This is a genomic window from Streptomyces sp. NPDC094032 (genome assembly GCF_040303965.1).
Lineage (GTDB): Bacteria > Actinomycetota > Actinomycetes > Streptomycetales > Streptomycetaceae > Streptomyces.
In genome coordinates, this window is the sequence record NZ_JBEOUE010000028.1 from 15,410 (window position 1) to 33,032 (window position 17,623).

At 70.1% G+C, this 17,623-nt stretch carries 20 protein-coding genes and 1 pseudogene; 16 read left to right on the forward strand and 5 right to left on the reverse strand.

Annotated elements, in window-relative coordinates:
* Nucleotides 1–40: 40 nt before the first annotated feature.
* On the forward strand, nucleotides 41–871 hold the full coding sequence (gene ddaH / locus ABTZ54_RS29890) for a dimethylargininase (RefSeq protein WP_351669071.1): 831 nt from the start codon (nucleotides 41–43) through the stop codon (nucleotides 869–871).
* Between the two features lie 14 nt (nucleotides 872–885).
* On the opposite strand, the gene ABTZ54_RS29895 is transcribed toward ddaH, so the two are convergent.
* From ABTZ54_RS29895 to ABTZ54_RS29905, 3 genes are all read right to left on the reverse strand, one after another.
* Nucleotides 886–1,863: a small ribosomal subunit Rsm22 family protein gene (locus ABTZ54_RS29895; protein ID WP_351669073.1), complete on the reverse strand. Its 978-nt coding sequence runs from the start codon at nucleotides 1,861–1,863 to the stop codon at nucleotides 886–888.
* Between the two features lie 126 nt (nucleotides 1,864–1,989).
* A complete protein-coding gene (locus ABTZ54_RS29900; protein WP_351669074.1) occupies nucleotides 1,990–3,261 on the reverse strand; it encodes a Bcr/CflA family multidrug efflux MFS transporter in 1,272 nt (423 codons plus the stop codon).
* Between the two features lie 91 nt (nucleotides 3,262–3,352).
* The gene (locus ABTZ54_RS29905; RefSeq protein WP_351669076.1) at nucleotides 3,353–4,987 is read right to left on the reverse strand and encodes an alkaline phosphatase D family protein; all 1,635 of its coding nucleotides are present in this window, start codon (nucleotides 4,985–4,987) and stop codon (nucleotides 3,353–3,355) included.
* 135 nt (nucleotides 4,988–5,122) lie between these two features.
* Between ABTZ54_RS29905 and ABTZ54_RS29910 the strand changes: the two genes are divergently transcribed.
* Nucleotides 5,123–5,866 (forward strand): SDR family oxidoreductase, encoded by a 744-nt coding sequence (locus ABTZ54_RS29910; RefSeq protein ID WP_351669078.1) that lies wholly within the window; start codon nucleotides 5,123–5,125, stop codon nucleotides 5,864–5,866.
* 18 nt (nucleotides 5,867–5,884) lie between these two features.
* Here ABTZ54_RS29910 and ABTZ54_RS29915 read toward each other — a convergent pair whose 3' ends face one another.
* Nucleotides 5,885–6,208 (reverse strand): nuclear transport factor 2 family protein, encoded by a 324-nt coding sequence (locus ABTZ54_RS29915; RefSeq protein WP_351669080.1) that lies wholly within the window; start codon nucleotides 6,206–6,208, stop codon nucleotides 5,885–5,887.
* Between the two features lie 321 nt (nucleotides 6,209–6,529).
* Between ABTZ54_RS29915 and ABTZ54_RS29920 the strand changes: the two genes are divergently transcribed.
* The 14 genes and pseudogenes from ABTZ54_RS29920 (at nucleotide 6,530) to ABTZ54_RS29985 (ending at nucleotide 16,306) form a co-directional block, all read left to right on the forward strand.
* On the forward strand, nucleotides 6,530–8,026 hold the full coding sequence (locus tag ABTZ54_RS29920; protein WP_351669082.1) for a MarR family transcriptional regulator: 1,497 nt from the start codon (nucleotides 6,530–6,532) through the stop codon (nucleotides 8,024–8,026).
* A 50-nt stretch (nucleotides 8,027–8,076) separates the two neighbouring features.
* Complete coding sequence (locus ABTZ54_RS29925; protein ID WP_351669084.1) at nucleotides 8,077–9,327, forward strand: DUF2637 domain-containing protein; 1,251 nt, start codon at nucleotides 8,077–8,079, stop codon at nucleotides 9,325–9,327.
* A 95-nt stretch (nucleotides 9,328–9,422) separates the two neighbouring features.
* The gene (locus ABTZ54_RS29930) at nucleotides 9,423–9,788 is read left to right on the forward strand and encodes a hypothetical protein (RefSeq protein ID WP_351669086.1); all 366 of its coding nucleotides are present in this window, start codon (nucleotides 9,423–9,425) and stop codon (nucleotides 9,786–9,788) included.
* Entirely contained in the window at nucleotides 9,785–9,988 is a 204-nt protein-coding gene (locus tag ABTZ54_RS29935) for a hypothetical protein (protein ID WP_351669088.1), read from the forward strand. Before ABTZ54_RS29930 ends, ABTZ54_RS29935 begins: the two co-directional genes overlap by 4 nt.
* Nucleotides 9,989–10,647: 659 nt before the next feature.
* Entirely contained in the window at nucleotides 10,648–11,589 is a 942-nt protein-coding gene (locus ABTZ54_RS29940) for a DUF6551 family protein (RefSeq protein ID WP_351669090.1), read from the forward strand.
* Nucleotides 11,590–11,755: 166 nt separating this feature from the next.
* A complete protein-coding gene (locus ABTZ54_RS29945) occupies nucleotides 11,756–12,016 on the forward strand; it encodes a hypothetical protein (protein WP_351669092.1) in 261 nt (86 codons plus the stop codon).
* Nucleotides 11,944–12,360, forward strand: a pseudogene (locus ABTZ54_RS29950) (DUF6879 family protein); the annotation flags it as partial. The gene ABTZ54_RS29945 and the pseudogene ABTZ54_RS29950, both read left to right, overlap by 73 nt.
* A gap of 27 nt (nucleotides 12,361–12,387) precedes the next feature.
* Entirely contained in the window at nucleotides 12,388–13,236 is an 849-nt protein-coding gene (locus ABTZ54_RS29955; RefSeq protein WP_351669094.1) for a DUF5753 domain-containing protein, read from the forward strand.
* Between the two features lie 172 nt (nucleotides 13,237–13,408).
* Nucleotides 13,409–13,570, forward strand: coding sequence for a hypothetical protein (locus ABTZ54_RS29960; RefSeq protein WP_351669095.1), 162 nt, complete (start codon nucleotides 13,409–13,411; stop codon nucleotides 13,568–13,570).
* Nucleotides 13,567–13,773 (forward strand): hypothetical protein, encoded by a 207-nt coding sequence (locus ABTZ54_RS29965; RefSeq protein ID WP_351669096.1) that lies wholly within the window; start codon nucleotides 13,567–13,569, stop codon nucleotides 13,771–13,773. Before ABTZ54_RS29960 ends, ABTZ54_RS29965 begins: the two co-directional genes overlap by 4 nt.
* Before the next feature lie 172 nt (nucleotides 13,774–13,945).
* Nucleotides 13,946–14,344, forward strand: a complete 399-nt coding sequence (locus ABTZ54_RS29970; RefSeq protein ID WP_351669098.1) for a hypothetical protein — start codon at nucleotides 13,946–13,948, stop codon at nucleotides 14,342–14,344.
* The gene (locus ABTZ54_RS29975; protein WP_502997339.1) at nucleotides 14,341–15,039 is read left to right on the forward strand and encodes a DUF6875 domain-containing protein; all 699 of its coding nucleotides are present in this window, start codon (nucleotides 14,341–14,343) and stop codon (nucleotides 15,037–15,039) included. The genes ABTZ54_RS29970 and ABTZ54_RS29975 overlap by 4 nt, the downstream gene beginning before the upstream one ends.
* Entirely contained in the window at nucleotides 14,955–15,845 is an 891-nt protein-coding gene (locus ABTZ54_RS29980; protein WP_351669100.1) for a protein kinase domain-containing protein, read from the forward strand. Before ABTZ54_RS29975 ends, ABTZ54_RS29980 begins: the two co-directional genes overlap by 85 nt.
* The gene (locus ABTZ54_RS29985) at nucleotides 15,842–16,306 is read left to right on the forward strand and encodes a GNAT family N-acetyltransferase (RefSeq protein WP_351669102.1); all 465 of its coding nucleotides are present in this window, start codon (nucleotides 15,842–15,844) and stop codon (nucleotides 16,304–16,306) included. The genes ABTZ54_RS29980 and ABTZ54_RS29985 overlap by 4 nt, the downstream gene beginning before the upstream one ends.
* Nucleotides 16,307–16,506: 200 nt before the next feature.
* On the opposite strand, the gene ABTZ54_RS29990 is transcribed toward ABTZ54_RS29985, so the two are convergent.
* A complete protein-coding gene (locus ABTZ54_RS29990) occupies nucleotides 16,507–17,514 on the reverse strand; it encodes a PDDEXK family nuclease (RefSeq protein WP_351669104.1) in 1,008 nt (335 codons plus the stop codon).
* Between the last annotated feature and the right edge of the window lie 109 nt (nucleotides 17,515–17,623).

Below are 17,623 nucleotides of genomic sequence, written 5' to 3' on the forward strand. Positions count from 1 at the left end.
ACCATGGGCTCAACGCTCAGCGACCGTAGAGGAGCCCTCTTTGCGCCACACTCCGCGCGAGGCCTCGCCCCGCCGTTATCTGATGTGCCCACCCACGCACTTCAAGGTGACGTACTCCATCAACCCCTGGATGGACCCCACCAAGCCGGTCGACCTGCCGCTGGCCCTCGCGCAGTGGGAGGACCTGCGCGACCGCTACCGCGCGCTCGGCCACACCGTGGAGCTGCTCGACCCGAGTCCGGGACTGCCGGACATGGTCTTCGCCGCCAACGGCGCCACCGTGGTGGACGGCCGCGTCCTCGGCGCGAGGTTCGCGTACCCGGAGCGCTCGGACGAGGCGGCCGCGCACCTGGACTGGTTCCGCAGGAACGGTTACCCGGACGACGGTGTCCGGGTGCCGGAGCACGTGAACGAGGGCGAGGGCGACTTCGCCGTCACCGACTCCTGGATCCTGGCCGGCCGGGGCTTCCGCTCCAGTCCGCTCTCGCACGACGAGGCCCAGGAGTTCTTCGGCCGCCCGGTGATCGGCCTGGAGCTGGTCGACCCGCGCTACTACCACCTGGACACCGCGCTGTGCGTCCTGGACGACGCCCGGGACGAGGTCATGTACTACCCGGACGCCTTCTCCCCCGGCAGCCGCTCCGTCCTGGAGCGGCTCTTCCCCGACGCCCTGATCGCCACCGCCGAGGACGCCGCCGCCCTCGGTCTGAACGCGGTGAGCGACGGCCGGAACGTGCTGCTCCCCCAGGCGGCCGTGGGGCTCTACGGCCCGCTGCGGGAGCGCGGCTTCGAGCCGGTCGGCATGGACCTGGGCGAGCTGCTCAAGGGCGGCGGCAGCGTGAAGTGCTGCACCCAGGAGCTGCGCGACTAGGGCCGCCGGAAAACCTAGCCCTCCTCGGGCGGCCAGGAGTCGCCCCACTCGATGTCACGGGCCTGCTTGTACAGGGGCCCGTGGCGCTTGGTGACCGTCTCGCGGGCGAGGCCGTCGGGACCGCACAGCTCCAGCAGGACCTGGCCCTTGCGGATCTGCGGGCGGCGGACGATGCGGGCGGCCGTCGGGGTCACCGGGAAGCGCGCCGCGGCGACGTACGCGTACTTCTCGTCCTCGTACGGCAGCGAGCCGCCCTTCACCTTCCGGTGGAGGGAGGAGCGGCTGACCCGGGCCGAGAAGTGGCACCAGTCGGTGCCCGGCGCGATCGGGCAGGCGCCGCTGTGCGGGCAGGGCGCGGCGACGGTGAAGCCGCGCTCGATCAGGAGGGTGCGGGCGGCGATGATCCGCTCGTAGCCGTCGGGGGTGCCCGGCTCCACGATGACGACGGCCTGGGCGGCGCGGGCGGCCTCGGTGACGAGCGCGGTGCGGTCGGCCTCGGTGAGCTCGTTCAGGACGTACGAGACGGTCACCAGGTCCGTGTCGGCGAGCCGCAGCGCCCCGCCGATCCGCTCCCGGCGCCACTCGGCCTCGAAGGCGCCCTCGGCGAGCTCCCGGCCCAGGGCGAGGGCGGGCTCGGCCCAGTCCAGGACGGTGGTGCGGGCGGCGCCCTCCCAGGCCTCCGCGACGGCCCAGCCCGCCGCGCCGGTGCCGCCGCCGACGTCGGTGTGGGTGGCCGGCGTCCAGTCGGGCGCGGCGTCCACCAGGCCGTACAGGGCGCCGCGTACCGCCTCGAAGGTGGCGGGCATCCGGTAGGCGGCGTAGGCGGCGACGTCGGACCGGTCGCGCAGCAGGGGCGCGTCGGTCGGGGTGGTCCCCCGGTAGTTGGCGATCAGCCGCTCGACGGCCTGGGCGGCCTGGCGCGGCGGCAGCCCGTCGAGGAGCGCGGCGAGGGCGGCGCGCAGGGAGTCGGCGGAGGGGTGGGAGGCGTTCACCGGCCCATTTTAGGCGGGCCCGGCGGGCGTCCGGGCGGACGCCTGGGCGGGCGCCTGGACGGACGCCTAAGCAGGCGTCTGAGCGGGCGTCTAAGCAGGCGTCTGAGCGGGCGTCTAAGCAGGCGTCTAAGCAGGCACCTCGGCGGCCCGGCGCCAGGGGCGGCAGAGCAGCAGGAAGCAGGCGACGGCAGCCACCGCGCAGACGACCTGGACGAGGGCCATGGGGACGGCGGTGTGCTCGCCCGCGATGCCGACGAGCGGCGAGGCGACGGCGCCGATGAGGAAGGAGGAGGTGCCGAGCAGGGCGGAGCCGGAGCCGGCCGCGTGCGGGGTGCGCATCAGGGCCTGGGCCTGGGTGTTGGGCATGGCGAGGCCCATCGCCGACATCAGCACGAAGAGCCCGGCGGCCACGGCCACGAGTCCGGGCTCGCCGAAGACGCCGGTGGTCATCAGGAGCAGGGCGACGGAGGCGAGCAGGATGATGCCGAGGCCCCAGCCGAGCACCTTGTCGAGGCTGACCCGGCCGACGAGCAGCCGCCCGTTGATCTGGCCGACGGCGACGAGGCCGACGGAGTTGAGCCCGAAGAGCAGGCTGAAGGTCTGCGGGGAGGCGCCGTAGATCTCCTGGACGACGAAGGGCGAGGCGGAGATGTACGCGAAGAGGACGGCGAAGGCGAGGCCGCCGGCCAGCATGTAGCCGGTGAAGACCCGGTCGGCGAGCAGGCCGCGCATGGTGCGCAGGGCCTCGCCGACACCGCCCGCGTGGCGCCGCTCGGGCGGCAGGCTCTCGGGCAGGAAGCGCCAGACGACCAGGGTGAGGAGGAGTCCGACGCCGGTGAGGACGTAGAAGACGCCCCGCCAGTCGGTGATCCGCAGGATCTGGCCGCCGATGAGCGGGGCGATGATCGGGGCGACCCCGGAGATCAGCATCAGGGTGGAGAAGAACCGGGCCATCTCGACGCCGTCGTACAGGTCGCGGACGACGGCGCGGGCGATCACGATGCCGGCCGCGCCCGCGAGGCCCTGGAGCAGCCGGAAGCCGATGAGGAGTCCGGCGGAGGGGGCGAGGGCGCAGACGGCGGTGGCGAGGACGTACACGATCATGCCGACGAGCAGCGGGCGCCGCCGGCCCCACTTGTCGCTCATGGGGCCGACGACGAGCTGGCCGAGCGCCATGCCGGCGAGGCAGGCGGTCAGGGTGAGCTGGACGGTGGCGGCGGGTGCGCGGAGCACCTCGGTGACCTCCGGCAGGGCCGGCAGGTACATGTCCATGGAGAGCGGCGGGAGTGCGGTGAGGCCGCCGAGCACGAGGGTCACGAGCAGCCCCGCCTTGCGGGCGGTGGCGGCCGGGACGCCGGCTATGTGGGGTTTGGTGGTGGTCCGGCCGCTCTCCGGCATCGCTGCTCCGTTTCGTTGAATCCTTCCCTATGTTAGGGGCGTCGGACGGGGGTGGGACCCGGGGCGTCAGGCCGGGCTGGACCTCGGGGCGTCAGGCGGGCGTGAGCCCAGGGCTTCCCGCCTCGGTGACGAAGGAGGCGGCGGTGCTCACCGGGGCTCCGGGGGTCGTGACGGCGGAGACCGTACGGAAGTCGGCCCGCGCGCTGTCCCGCCCGAGCGTGACGGTGACGTACCCGCGGCGCCCGTTGTAGAACTTCAGGTGCGGGTTGGCCTGGAGCAGGGTGGCGTGGTTGGCCGGCTTGTCGGCGCCGTTGCGGCCGCTGGCGATCGAGGTGGTGACGAGCTCGGTGCCGACGGTCCTGGACGCCGGGTCCCTGAAGTCGGCCTTGATGTCGGCGGCGAAGGCGACATGGACGTCGCCGGTGAGCACCAGCAGGTTGTCGACGCCGGTCGCGGCGGCCCCCGCGAGGACCCGCTGCCGGGAGGCCCGGTAGCCGTCCCAGGCGTCCATGGACAGCTTGTAGCCGGCGGTCGGCAGAGTGCGCCGCTCCGCGAACATGACCTGCTGCGGCACCACGTTCCACAGGGCCTTCGAGTCGCGCCAGCCGTCGATCAGCCAGCGTTCCTGGGCGGCGCCGGTGAGGGTGCGCTCCGGGTCGTCGATCGCGGGGCCCGGCACCTGCCAGCCGTCGCCGTACGCCTGGTCGGAGCGGTACTGGCGGGTGTCGAGGACGTCGAACTGGGCGAGCGTGCCGAAGGTCAGGCGCCGGTAGAGCCGGGCGTCCGGCCCGGTGGGCCGCTGGGGCGCCCGCAGCGGCTGGTTCTCCCAGTAGGCCCGGTAGGCGGCCGCGCGGCGGATCAGGAACTCCTCCGGCGGCACGTCGTTCTGCGGGATGTCGTCGGCGTAGTTGTCCTCGGTCTCGTGGTCGTCCCAGGTGACGACGAAGGGGTGGGCGGCGTGCGCGGCGATCAGGTCGGGGTCCGACTTGTAGAGGGCGTAGCGCAGCCGGTAGTCCTCCAGGGTGAGCGTCTCGTGGGCGAAGACGTCGGGGAGGGTGCCGGGCTTGTAGTGACGGTCGGCGGCGGTGGAGTCGATGGGGTACTCGTAGATGTAGTCGCCGAGGTGGAAGACGACGTCCAGGTCCTCCTGGGCGAGATGCCGGTGGGCGGTGAAGTAGCCGTCGGGGTACGCCTGGCAGGAGACGGCCGCGAGCCGGAGCCGGGAGGCGCGGGCGCCGGGAGCGGGCGCGGTGCGGGTGCGGCCGGTCCGGCTGGTCCAGGGGCCGGCCCGGAAGCGGTAGAAGTACACGCGGCCGGGGGCGAGTCCGGCGACCTCGACGTGGACGGTGTGGTCGAACTCGGAGTGCGCGGCGGTGGTTCCACGCCGGACCCCCTTGGTGAACCGCTCGTCCTGGGCGAGCTCCCACTGGACGGCGATCCGGGCCCCGGCGGGCAGGCCGCCGCCGGGCTCGTACGGGCGGGGGGCGAGCCGCGTCCACAGCAGGGCGGAGCCGGGCAGCGGGTCGCCGGACGCGACCCCCAGGGTGAACGGGTCGTCGGATACGCGGCGGGCGTCGAGTTCGGCGGCGGCGGCCGTTCCGGTGGCGGGCAGGTTCACCGCGAAGGCGAGCGCGGCGGCGGCGCCGGTGGCGGTGAGGAAGCGGCGGCGCCCCAAGTGGCGGGCGACGGCTCGCAGTTCGTCGGCGTGGGTCCGTACGTGCGTCATGTACCCCTCCCCTGACGGATGTTCTCCTTCCGGTATTGCAGGGGGCCGGGACGACCTCACGTTGTCGGGTACAGAACATCCACGTGTCGGACGGATGAGTTCATGGAGCAAGGGCCTGCCGTACGCTGCGCGCCCATGAGCATCGCAGTGGTGACGGGAGCGGGATCGGGCATCGGCCGGAGCGTGGCGCGGGCCCTGGCGGAGGCCGGCTGGCAGGTGGCCCTGGCCGGCCGCCGCCTTGCCGCCCTGGAGGAGACGGCATCCCCGCTACCCCCCTCGGCCGTCCTGTGCGTCCCGACGGACGTGACCTCACCCGCTCAGGTCACATCCCTCTTCACGGCGGTACGGGACCACTTCGGCCGGGTCGACCTGCTCTTCAACAACGCGGGTACGTTCGCGGGCGGCGGCGTCCCCGTGGAGGACCTGGACCCCGAGACCTGGCGCCAGGTGGTGGACGTCAACCTGACGGGCGCGTTCCTGTGCGCGCAGGCCGCCTTCCGCGCGATGAAGGACCAGTCGCCGCAGGGCGGCCGGATCATCAACAACGGCTCGATCTCGGCGCATGTGCCGCGCCCGCACTCGATCGCCTACACGGCGACGAAGCACGCGATGACGGGCCTGACGAAGTCCCTGTCGCTGGACGGACGCCCGTACCGGATCGCCTGCGGCCAGCTCGACATCGGCAACGCGGCGACCGAGATGACGGCCCGCATGCAGACCGGCATCCTCCAGGCCAACGGCGAGCTGGCGGCGGAGCCGGTGATGGACGCGGCGGACGTGGCGGCGACGGTGGTGCACATGGCGGCGCTGCCACTGGAGGCGAACGTGCAGTTCGCGACGGTGATGGCGACGACGATGCCGTACATCGGGCGGGGCTGAGCCCCGCCCGGCGCCCCCCTACGCCTGCCCGGTCTCGAACCGCGACACCTTCCCCCCGTCCACGGTGAATCGCCAGGCGGTCCGCATGGCCCCCCAGGTGTCATTGACATAGGTGGCAACGAGGACCCGCCCTCCCTCGGCCTCCGCCTCGACCTCCATACGCCCCCCGGAGGAGAAGACCTCCCGCTCGGTCCAGTCGGCCAGATCCCGGTCCGACCCGTCGTCGGACATGGTGGCACCGGGGGCGAGAGCAGCCTGGAAGGCCGCCCGGTCATTGGCATTGAGCGCGACGACGAAGGCCCGCACGGCGGGGTCACTGAGCTGCTCCACGGGAATGGTCATGCACCACCCGTACACCGGGGGAGGCCGCGGCCGGGGATCCCACACCGGGAGGAGCCTTCTCCTGGGCCAGCGCGGGGCGTGAGGGGCAGACGAGTCGGGCTGTACGCCGGGTTCACTCGGCGGAGCTTTGTGACCTGCATCTTCGGGTAGCGGACCCCGGTTGACCTGCGGAAGCGGGTCACGGAGGTGCACGCAGGTGCACGGAGGTTCACACCCCCGATCGCACCGGATCGCACCGGCGGCGGAGAGCGCACGACGGGACCAGATCCCGGAAAGCAGAAGGCCCCCGGCGGGAACCAGGGGCCGTCTGAACTACCGGGAATGGAACTCCCCGATGTTCCACCCCTCAAGACTTTGGCCGGTCACGGGGCGGTACTCGGAAGCACTGATCCGAGCGGCTCCATGCTGCCAGATTTCGGGTCAGCGGGACAGGCGGATGCCCGTTTTGCGCTGCCCGTACAACAACGTCTTGGCCTGCTGGCCAAGCTCCCGGTGTTGTCCCCCCGGATGCACCACCTCCTGGCCGAGGGAGACACCGACGGCACCTACGCCCGGTGGTCTCGCCAGCGGGGCGGCAAGGACTCCGCGGCAGCCGATCACGCCTGGATTGTCACCCGCGCCGTGGCCGCTGCCGCCGCTCGCGCCGGATGGTCCCGGACTGACTTCATCCAGGTCATGCTCGACGGCCCCTACAAGGCCGGTGCGCACGCGCGCCTCATAGAGCGCCGCCGCGAACGCACCCGGGCCGTCGAGTGGCTCTCCCGGGCTTGGGAGGGCGCCTCCGCTCACGTCGTGTCGACCGATGCCATCTCTGCCCGTACGGACTTCCACACCGCCCTCGCCGAGCTCCGCGCCCAGGTCGAACGGACCCCGTGGCCGGGCGTCGCGGGGAAGACCGACCTGAGGAACCTGATCGCCCGACTGGACGTCTGTGAGCAGGCCGGCGGCTGGGACCACGCCGTTTCCGAACGGGACCTGGCCGAGCGGATGGGGTGCAGCCGGGAAACGGTACGGAGGTCGAACGGGCGTCTCGTCGAGCGGGGTCTGCTCCGCCAGCTCAACAGCGGCTCCGCCACCGAGGCCGCGGGCTGGATGCTGATCAAGCCGGTGGTGGAGCGTTCGTCTCAGAGCTGGACCACTACCCAGGGGCCGAAGGCTGGGGGGGTCCTGAGTGGCCCAACGGCGAGACAGCCCGCGGCCGATACCGACTCCCGCGCGGCCTCGAAGGTCATGCCGGAGGACGTCTTCACCCACTTCGGGCTCGGGGGCAGTGGCCTCGCCGTCGTCGCCGCGCTCGCGGAGAACCCGGATCAGACGATCGAACAGCTCCAGGGCACCGCCTCCGTCTCCCGCCCGACCGCGTACCGGGCCATCGGCAAGCTCCTCGCTCTCGGCCTGGTCGTGAAGGAAGGAGAGACCTACCGGCTTTCCGAGCAGGCCCTCAACGGCGTCGGCGCGCGGACCGAAAAGTGCCCGGCGCCGGTCCGGACGTGGGATGAGGCCGCCGAGCGCCTCGGCGTCACTGGGGCCAGCGAGCGCCGCAAGAACCGGCACGCGGCCCAGCGCGAGCACTGGGAGAAGCTCAGTGCCCGCCGCGCCGAGAACCGCTCTACTGCTGCTCCCCGATGCCGCCCGCACGTCGCGGACATGGACCTGGTCGGCGAGGACGGCCTGGTGGTCGACCCGTTGTCCGGCGAGGTGATCGACGGCCTGTATGTCGCCGATGACGGGGGCTGGATCTGGCACGAGACCGAGCCCGATCGAGCCGTGCTCCGTGCCCGCGCACGCGCCGCGGAGGAGGCATGGATGGCCGCCTGACCTGCGATGTCTCACCACTGGACCACCTCAAGATCAGATGGAAGAAGTTAATGCACAAGCAGCAAGCCCCCGCCGCGGAGACAGGCACGCGCGCGGGCCTCGCCCAGCTCACCGGCGCGCGGAGGAAGCTCGCCCTCGCCGTCGGGATCGGCGCCGTGGTGATCGCCGGTATCGGGTTCGCCGGGTCCTACGGGGCTGTGGTCGACCTCGCGGTGGCCAAGGGGTTCGGCGGCTTCGCGCACGTCCTACCGATCGGCATCGACGCGGGCATCGCCGTACTCCTCGCACTCGACCCGCTCCTCACCTGGCTCGGGGTTCCCTTCCCCGTCCTCCGTCACGTGGCGTGGCTGTTGACGGCCGCGACCATCGCCTTCAACGCCGCCGCCGCGTGGCCCGACCCCATCGCGGTCGGCCTTCACTCCGCCATGCCGATCTTGTTCGTGGTCGTGGTCGAAGCCGTACGCCACGCCGTCGGCCGCCTCGCCGACATCACCGCCGACCGACACATGGAGGGCATCCGGCTCTGGCGATGGCTCCTCTCCCCGGTTGCCACGCTCAAGCTGTGGCGTCGGATGAAGCTGTGGGAGCTGCGCCGGTACGAGGACGCCGTGGGCCTGGAGCGGGACCGGCTGATCTACCAGGCCCGGCTTCAAGCCCGGTTCGGGCGTGGGTGGCGGCGCAAGGCCCCCATCGAGGCGGTCATGCCGCTGAGGCTGGCCAAGCTAGGCATCTCGCTCGTCGAAACCGCGCCCGCCGGCCTCGCGGCAGCGGGCATCGCAGTGGAACGGCACCCCAGTCCTCAGCCCGTCCACGCTGGCGTTCCAAAACTGGCCATACCCGAGGAGCGAGTCCTGACCGCACGCGAAGTGGTCGACGTCCCTTCCCCGAAGACGGTCCTCGCAGCGGACAAGCCGCGGCACGAAGTCCACGTGCGCATCCCGGTGCAGGACATGCCGGAGCCCGAAAAGACCGAACAGCCGGAGGCGGGACAAGCCGAGGAGGCGACCGCAGCGCCTACCGTGAAGGCCGAGCGGCAGAAGCCGGACACGCGGGCGACCGACCGTGACAGCAAGCCGGAAAAGCCGCAGGTGACGCCCGTCAGTCCGGAGTCGAAGAGCCCACTTGCCGCCCGCAACGCGCGGGTGTCCAAGGAGGCGGCCAAACGGTACGCCGCCTACTCCGACGGCTGGTCCCAGGCACAGAAGGACACACCGGACATCACCTTCTCCGAGTTCGCCGAGCAGCTTGGCGTGTCCACCCGGACACTCCGCCGAGCCCTCGCGGACAAGGTCGACGCCTGACCGGCACCTGGTGGTCGCTCTCGGACCGAACGCACCGGTTCGAGGACGGCCGCGAGGTCCCCGGCCTCGCACCCCCTACTCGAAAGGAAGGCCCCATGCCCACACCCGACCCCGCCAAGGCCGCCATCACCGCAGCCGGGGCCATACGCAAGATCAACCACGCCAGTCTCGACGGCCGGCTCATCGCCCCGCAGATCTCCAGCACGGTCCAGGGCCTCGTGGCCGCCGTCGACCGGATGCCACAGGCCCTCGCCCAGCTCGCCGCTCAGCTCCGCCGCCGCCAGGAACAGGGGCAGGTCCGGATGGATGACGGCTCGGAATCCGGCGACGCCGTCCGCGCAGTGTTGGCCTACCTCGACGACGCCGCAGGCGACCTGGAGGCCCTGTCGGTCTCCCTGCACAACGCCGCCTCGCCGCTCTTCTACATGGCGCACGCCGACACGAAGGAGATCGCTGTATGACCACCCCCATTCGCTTCCAGTGCCCCGCCGAACACGACGGGCTGAGCGCCCCGACCTACGGCATCCACAGCTCCCGCCCGGAGTTCATTCGCGCCTCCGTCGACCGCAACGCCTGCGAACACATCACCGACGCCGAGCGGGCCGAGCTGTGGGCGGGGCGCGTCCCCGCCCGACTCAAGCCGAAGGACGAGACCGAGTGACCCGCCGCCAGCTCGGCACCGGACCGAGTAGCCAGAAGACCGCCCCGCCGCCGCGTGGTCCGTCCCCGGTGGACGTGCGCCTCACGGGCGACGACACCGCCGTACGCCGTCTCGTGGCCGCGATGCAGTCGGCCGGGAACTGTGGGTCGGCGAGCTTCCGGCCGATGCGAGACGGAGAAGGCACTCGCGCCTACCTCATGGTCGTTGTTCCGGAGGGGACGTCATGACCGGTGACCGACCTCCAGCCCCACGCCTCCCCACCGAGACCGAGTTCTTCGCGCGGAAGGACCGCAAGCGCCGGCTGGCCGACACGTTCGTCCGCGATACCACCGCGGCGCTGGCCGAGACCATCCGCGGCAGGGGTGCCGTTCTCGACACCCCGACCTGCCTGCGCGAGATGCGGGACGTTCTGCGCGATGTGGGTCGGCGCCGACACCGAGACCGGCCGCCCGCTCCTCGCGACGGCCCTCGACTACCTCCACCGCGCAACCGAGAAAACCATGTAACTCCCATCCCCTGCACCGGAGATCCGGATCAGTGGAGGCTTCACCACGACAGCGAAGCGCGAGAAATCCCAACGCGCTAGATATCTTGACGCGCGAGAAATTTCCATGGTTGGCTTCGTAGCACCTGAACACAACCGAAAGAAGGGGGAGTGCGTGGCACGCGCCCGCACCATCCGCAAGTTCCACGCGGAGCTCCGCGTCGGGGACCTACACGTCGATCAGACCCTCAACTCCGCCCACTTGTTCGGCACCAAGACCAGCGAAGACGCCGGACCGTCCGCCCAGCGGAAGAAGGACGCCGCCTGGACGGCACGACTCACGAAGATGTGGGACCCCTTCGCGCTGCTCCCGGCGATCGTCTCCCTCCGCAAGGACGGCCGGTACTACCTGCTCGACGGCCAGCACTCCACGGAGGTGGCGGTGGAGAAGGAAGGCGCCGACTTCCTCCGGGACTGCATGGTCTACGAGGGGCTCACCGACGAGCAGGAGGCGAAGCTGTTCCTGGCGGCGAACCGCGACCGCAAGGCCGTGAAGCCGTTCGACATCTTCCGCGTCTCCATCACCGCCGGCGACCCGCGCAACACCCGTATCCTCAAGGAGGTCGAGAGCCTCGGCCTGGGCATCTCGGGCAGCACCTCGGCGAACAAGATCGGCGCGGTCCAGGCGCTCACCGCCATCGCGGTGATGGACGAGAAGCACGCCGCCCGGGACGAGAACAAGAACCTGATTTACCCCCTCGACCTCCCCGAGGGACGTTCCCCGCTGATCCCGCAGGTACTCCAGGTCGTTGAGGACGCGTGGGGCCGCAACTCCGCGACGTGGGAGGGGATCATGCTGCGCGCCGTCGCTATGGTCCTCGACCGCAACCCCGGCGCCCGGCTCGACCGCCTTAGCCGCAAGCTCGCTGGCCACAGCAAGCGCAAGCCGATCACGGTCGCGCAGTGGAAGGAGTCCTCCATCGCAAACACCGTCGGCGGCGGCGGCTCCTCCTCCCGCTCGGCCCCCCTCGCAAAGCTCATCGTCAATGAGTACAACGACGGCCTGACCGACACCTCGGAGCACCTGCTCCATCCCGGCCGACCCGACAAGGATTGAGCCACCCCACACGAAGGCCCCCGCCCCGGAGATCCGGACCCGGCGGGGGCCTTCGTCGTTTTCGGGCCGTATTCAACTTCCCTGGCTCAAGGCTCCCTTGACGCGCTCGGGTCCGAGCGAAATCGTCATGCAAAAGTGCGCAACCGACTCGACATGGGAGATCGCCATGGATCTACAGTTCGTCGGGATAGACCCCAACACCCAAGGCAACGGCTCGCCCACCGTCTGGGTGGACGCGGACCAGCAGGAGATCGTGATCCAGGGGTGGAAGGCCGATGAGGACATGTCGGCCAAGATCAGTGAGACCGAGTGGGTGCCGAGCCACGAGACCGGCATCCCCGAGCACGAGACCAGTTCAAGCGCACGGGCGTCCACCCCGACGCGGACCCCGCGACCGCGGACTGGGGCGGCTGGGTGCCGCTGGTGAAGGAAACCGTCGCTCGCGGTGTCGTGATGCGCCGGGCCCGCATCGTCTCCGAGCCGGTCACCGACTACATCCGCTTCGAGCACGCCGGAACCACCGTGAACCTGGCCGCTGGCGAGCTGGTGCGCTGGCTTCCGCGCCGGATGGCCTCGGACATCACGTTGCCCGGAAACGACTTCTGGATCTTCGACAACAAGGTGGTCCAGTTCAACCACTTCACCGGCGCCGGCGACTGGGCGACCCCGAAGTATTCGATGTCCGAGGACGCGGACGTGGTCAAGCTCTGCGTCTCCGCCTTCGAAGCGGTCTGGGAGCGCGGCATCCCGCACGAGCAGTACACCGTCTGAGCCCGCCCGACACCGAACAGACAGCCCATGCCCACCTCTCCCTCCTCCAGCGCTCAGGCCGCACGCGAGGCCGTCGCCGCGCGCCTGCGGGAGCTGATGCTGGACGCCGGGATCGACGGCAAGCGGCTGTCTGCCCGGTGTGGCTGGAACCCGGCGAAGACCTCGCGCGTGCTGACCGCCAAAGCGGCGCCCTCCGAGAGCGACATTCGTCTCTGGTGTGCCGCCTGCAACGCCGACAACCAGGCCGCCGACCTCATCGCCACCTCCCGCGCCGTCGAGTCGATGTACCAGGAATGGCGCCGCCTCCAGCGCAACGGGATGCGCAAGTTTCAGGAACAGGTCTACGCCCTCAACGAGAAGGCGTCCCGCCAGCGCGTCTACGTGTCCAACGTCGTACCCGGCTTCTTCCAGACACCCGCGTACGCCACCGCCCTGATGCGCTCCACCACCCGCTTCCAGGGCACCCCGGACGACGTCGCCGAGGCCGTCACCGCCCGAATTGCCCGCAGCCGCTTCCTCTACGAAGGCGGCCACCGTTTCGCCGTGGTCATCGAGGAGGGCGTGCTGCGCCACCGCTTCGGCACCGCCGAGGAGATGGCCGGCCAGCTACGGCATCTGCTCACGGTGATGCCTCTGGCCTCCGTCTCCCTCGGCGTCATCCCCTCGGGGGCCGAACGCACCGTCTGGCCGCTGGAGGCGTTCTACCTGTTCGACGACGAGCACGTGGTCGTCGAGACGCTCACCGCAGAGATCAACGTGCACCAGCCTCGCGAACTCGCCGACTATGCCCGCGCCTTCGCCGAGCTGTCCAAGATGGCCGTCTACGGCGACCAGGCCCGCACTCTCATCACGGCCGCGATCGACGCTCTCCGGTGAATCCGCGCAATCAGCCGCAAACGCATTGAGGGGTAATCACCGGTCTCCCTAGCGTGTGGAGTGCCGCTCGGGGGCTTGAAGGACCCTCCAAGCGGCCCCCCGAAAGCAGCGGCCCGTACCGCGCCCGCCCGTAGTGCGGGCCGCTGCGCCAACTCCACACGAGGAGAAGCCGATGACCGCGCCCCTCCCTCGCCCCACGCCGGACAGCGCCACGGACGAAGAGCCCCCGGCCTATGGCGTACCGAGCGCCCGCCTCGTCTCCCGAGCCGAGGCCGGTCTCGCCCGGTTCCTGGAGCGCGAGCCCGACCAGGCCGACGAGGAGGCCGCGCAGTGAGCACCGCCGGCTCCTTCTTCCACGAGGACAGCCACCCCTGGCTGCACAAGCAGGTCCGCGACATCGCGAGCAGTGGCGAGGGGGAGCTCACCGCCATCGTCCACGAGAAGAACGGCACCCGGACCGTCCGCGTCGCGCACATCCGTCCCGCCTCCGGCATCGAATGGACGACGGCCGCGGACAACCTCCAGCTCATCCCGTGAGACAGCGCTAGCGGTCCTCGCGTACGCCGTCGTCGCCACCGTCGCCGTTCTCGCTCTGGCCATCGCCGGCACGCCCGGCGGGTAGCCCACCGACTTCCGCCCGCCGGAGAACCGGCCAGGAGCGGATGCACCACCAGGCACCACTCGAAACACCGTCGAGAGGAGCACCACCATGTCCAGCACCACCATCGAACGCCGCGAGCTCGGCCGCTTCCTGGCCGTCGCCAGGAAGCAGTTCGCCGACGGCGAGGGTCCTGCCGAGATGTTCTCCCGGGCCGTGGACGCCGCGTGGCACCAGATTCTCGGCACCTCCGAGTACGCGGCGTTCAGCACCGCGCACGCCGGGACCGTCCTGGGGCACCGCGAGATGAGCGGCTCCGGCCCGATCGGCTGGGTGGCCACGTACGAGGAGGCGTACGGGCCGCTGCCCGAGATCTGGTTCACCGACGCCGACGGCATCCTCGACGAGGGCGCGCTCGCCCGATACAAGGAGACCGGCAAGGTGGCGGCCGAGTGGGACTGCGGTCCCACCACCGGGGATGGCGACGACGCCGCGCCGGGCAGCCGGTGACCCTCACACGTATCGACGGAGCGTCCCGGCCTACCGCTGGGGCGCTCCGCCTCGTTGAGGCCAGCACCACCAGGCCGAACTCCATCGACATCGCCGAGTACGTGGAGCGGATGACGGCCCACTGCCCCTACTTGTCCCCCTCTGTGGAGCGCGGGTTGACCACCTGGACCGTCTGCCGCGCCGACGGCAGCGCAGACGCGGTGGAAGCCGAGCTGTTCCATGCCGGTGCGCAGGCCGCCGAATGGCTACGGCCTCTGATCCACCGGCCGCACGGGTTCCTGTGGTGCGAGAACATCGTCATCCTGGGCGAGGTGCCCGGGGTCCGGCACCGTGATCTGTTGGCGTGGCCGCACTGGGCTCTCAAGAACCTGTATGGGCCCGTTGGGATCATGTTCGGCAAGTTCTACGCGGGCGAGCAGGAGGACACACGGGCAGGCGAGCACATCCCGGTCGCCCCGGTCTCGTTCCTCCCCGTGAGAGCCGTGATGCGTCGGCGCGACCCGCAATTCCTCCACGCGACCCCCGACCTGGCCGCCGCGCTCGCCGTGGCCAACGACGACGGCCGCAACGTCTTCGAGCACACCCCTTACGACTGGACGGAGATCCGCACATGGGCGAAGCGCTTCCTCCCCCCGGTGAAGCCCTCGACTGCCTCAAGGCCCACATCGGCGAGCCCTTCACGACCCGGCTCCTGAGCGACCGCCGCGGCTCGCGGGCCTGGAAGATCGAGGGCCCCGAGGGCACCGTCGCGTTGAAGGCGAACACCCCCGACGACGACACCGCCCGCGACAAGGCCGCCGAGACGGCGCAGGAGGACGACCACCTCGTTCGCCTCACCGACGTGGGCGCGCTGAGCCGCGGATACCGGGTCGGCGCCGGAGCCTGGGAGGGCGGCCGGTGGCTCGCGGTGCGCTGGATCGACGGCGCCCCCGTGTGGCGGGCGTTCGCCCCCGCACGCGGACCCCAAGACGACCGTCCGTCCGTACGCCCCTGGCTCCTGGGCGTCGCCTGGACGTGGGCCGAGCGGCTGGGACAAATGCACGCCGCCGGATGGGCACACGCCGACGTCCAGCCCACCAACACCCTGATCACGGACGAGGGCGCCGCGGCGGTCATTGACTACGCCCTCGCCTGCGGCCCCGGCGACGGGCGGCGTCTCCCGTACCGGGGCGCGCTCACCCACACCACGGCGCCCGAGATCGCGGTCGCCATCCTCTCCACCACCGCCGACACACACATCCAGGCGGAGCCGCCGGCCGACATCTGGGGACTGGGTGCGTCGCTCTTCTGGTGCTGGACGGGACACCGGCCGGTCGCCTACGCGGACGCCACCCCTCACGAGGACAAACTCAAGGCCATCGCGACCGGGGTCACGCTCTCACTCGACGACGTCCGACCGTGGGTGTTCCCCGAGTTCGAGAAGGTGATCCGCGCGTGTCTGACCCCGGCTCCGGGGGATCGGCCGTCCTCTACGGATCTGGCCGCCCTCCTCACCCCGTGATCGCGCTCCGTCCCCTCGCGGACGCCGACGCCCCAGCCATCCGCCGCGTCTACAGCGGGGCAACCATCACGTTCCTAGCCCGCCCCGCCATGACCTCCCAAGAGGCCGAGGACTACGTAGTGCGGGTGCGGGAGTGGGCGGCTGCCGATCCGGTCGAGCAGTACATCCTCGGCGTGGATGTCGCTGGGGACCTGGTCGGCGTCGTCAAGCTCGGCCGTCGCCCTGACGGTCACGGCCGGGTGAGCTACGTCCTGCGAGAAGACTGCTGGGGCCAGAGCTACGCGACGAAGGCGGTCAAGGAGCTCGTCGTCTTCGCCTTCACCACCGCGGGCCTCGACTCCCTCGGCGCCAAACACCACCCCGACAACCCCGCGTCGGGGCGGGTGCTGGCGAAGGTGGGATTCACTCGGCTCGGAATACAGAGGGGGATGATCGAGTACCACCTGGCTGCAAGGCCATGAGCGCGGGGAGCACCCCGTCCGCCACCGCGGATCCGACGTTCACACAGCCTGCGGCACCACCACTTCAGTCGAGAACACAGGCGGCGATCACCAATCACTTGAACCCAACACTGAAGCGCCCCCTCTGGAGACGGGGGCGCAGAAGTTTACGGGTCCTGCCAAGTCCACACCGGTGCAATCTGTCTCACAGAGGCAGGCTACTAGAGCATGGTCTGACCAGGAGATACCGACTTAGCCCTAGCCGTCCGCGCTTTCGGTGCCGGTCGAAGCTCAGGGAGGTACTTAGAGAGGCGCAACGTTATCGAGTCGCGCAGACGATCGACGGAACCGCCTGCCTCCAGAGCCGCCTCGGGCGCCACATCCAGAGTGTAGTGACTAAGCGCAGCCGCATCAGTACCGATCACCCGCCAGAGCTTCAACGGGTTCGGGGTGTTCGTCGCAGAGAGTTCCGTGTCGAACACATAGATCCATGCGGGAGGATTTTCGGCCGAGGCGTTCCCCTCCTGCACCAAACGCCACGTGCCATCGGGATGAGGAACGAGATCGGGGCGGCCGAGATGGCGCTGCCAGCTGTCCCACACTGCCTGCGGGATGGCCAGGATGCACCCTGCCGACGCGTCATGTGCCCCAATTTGAAACTTGAACATCATCTGATAGAAGGTGCGCTTGAAGGCGTTGGCAATATTCGGCCCCTCCACACCTTCAGAGAGCCATTGTGGGTGCGACTCAACGCTCGCACCGAACTCGCCCTTATGCATATGACGAGCGTTGCCGAGGTTCTTGACCGCCCTGGCGTACGTGCCATGGAAATCCATGGTTTGAATTTCGAAGATGCCATATTGACCGACGGTTACGGCTCCAGCATCACCAGGCAGCAGCTCGATCATGGTGGCATCGAACGAGAACTCGGGCGAACGACTTGTGGGGCTGATCGAGATCTCACCGCCAAGCTTGTTCTGAAAGTAGACGATGGTTGGCTTACCCTCAGCCACACGATTCCGCAGATCATCCGCAGCCTGGGGTTCCTCAAGCACTGGAACAGCAACGATGCTCACGTCGTCGTCAGAGGCATACCCGAAAAGCCTGTGGGCTGCGTCGTGCAGCATAGGGACATCGAGAGCTCTAAACGGGCAAGCCAACCAGTCCTGCCGCTCACCATTGCTGGTGCTGCTGATCGTGCAGACACCTTTCGAGTTCTCCTGCTTCACGCAACTGTGCTCTTTGCCAGTTACATCCGTAAGGAAGGGACACCGTTCGGTCTCTTGATCACTGAGGCTCGCCGGCGTTTCCGCAACGATAGGATAAACGCGATGCCCA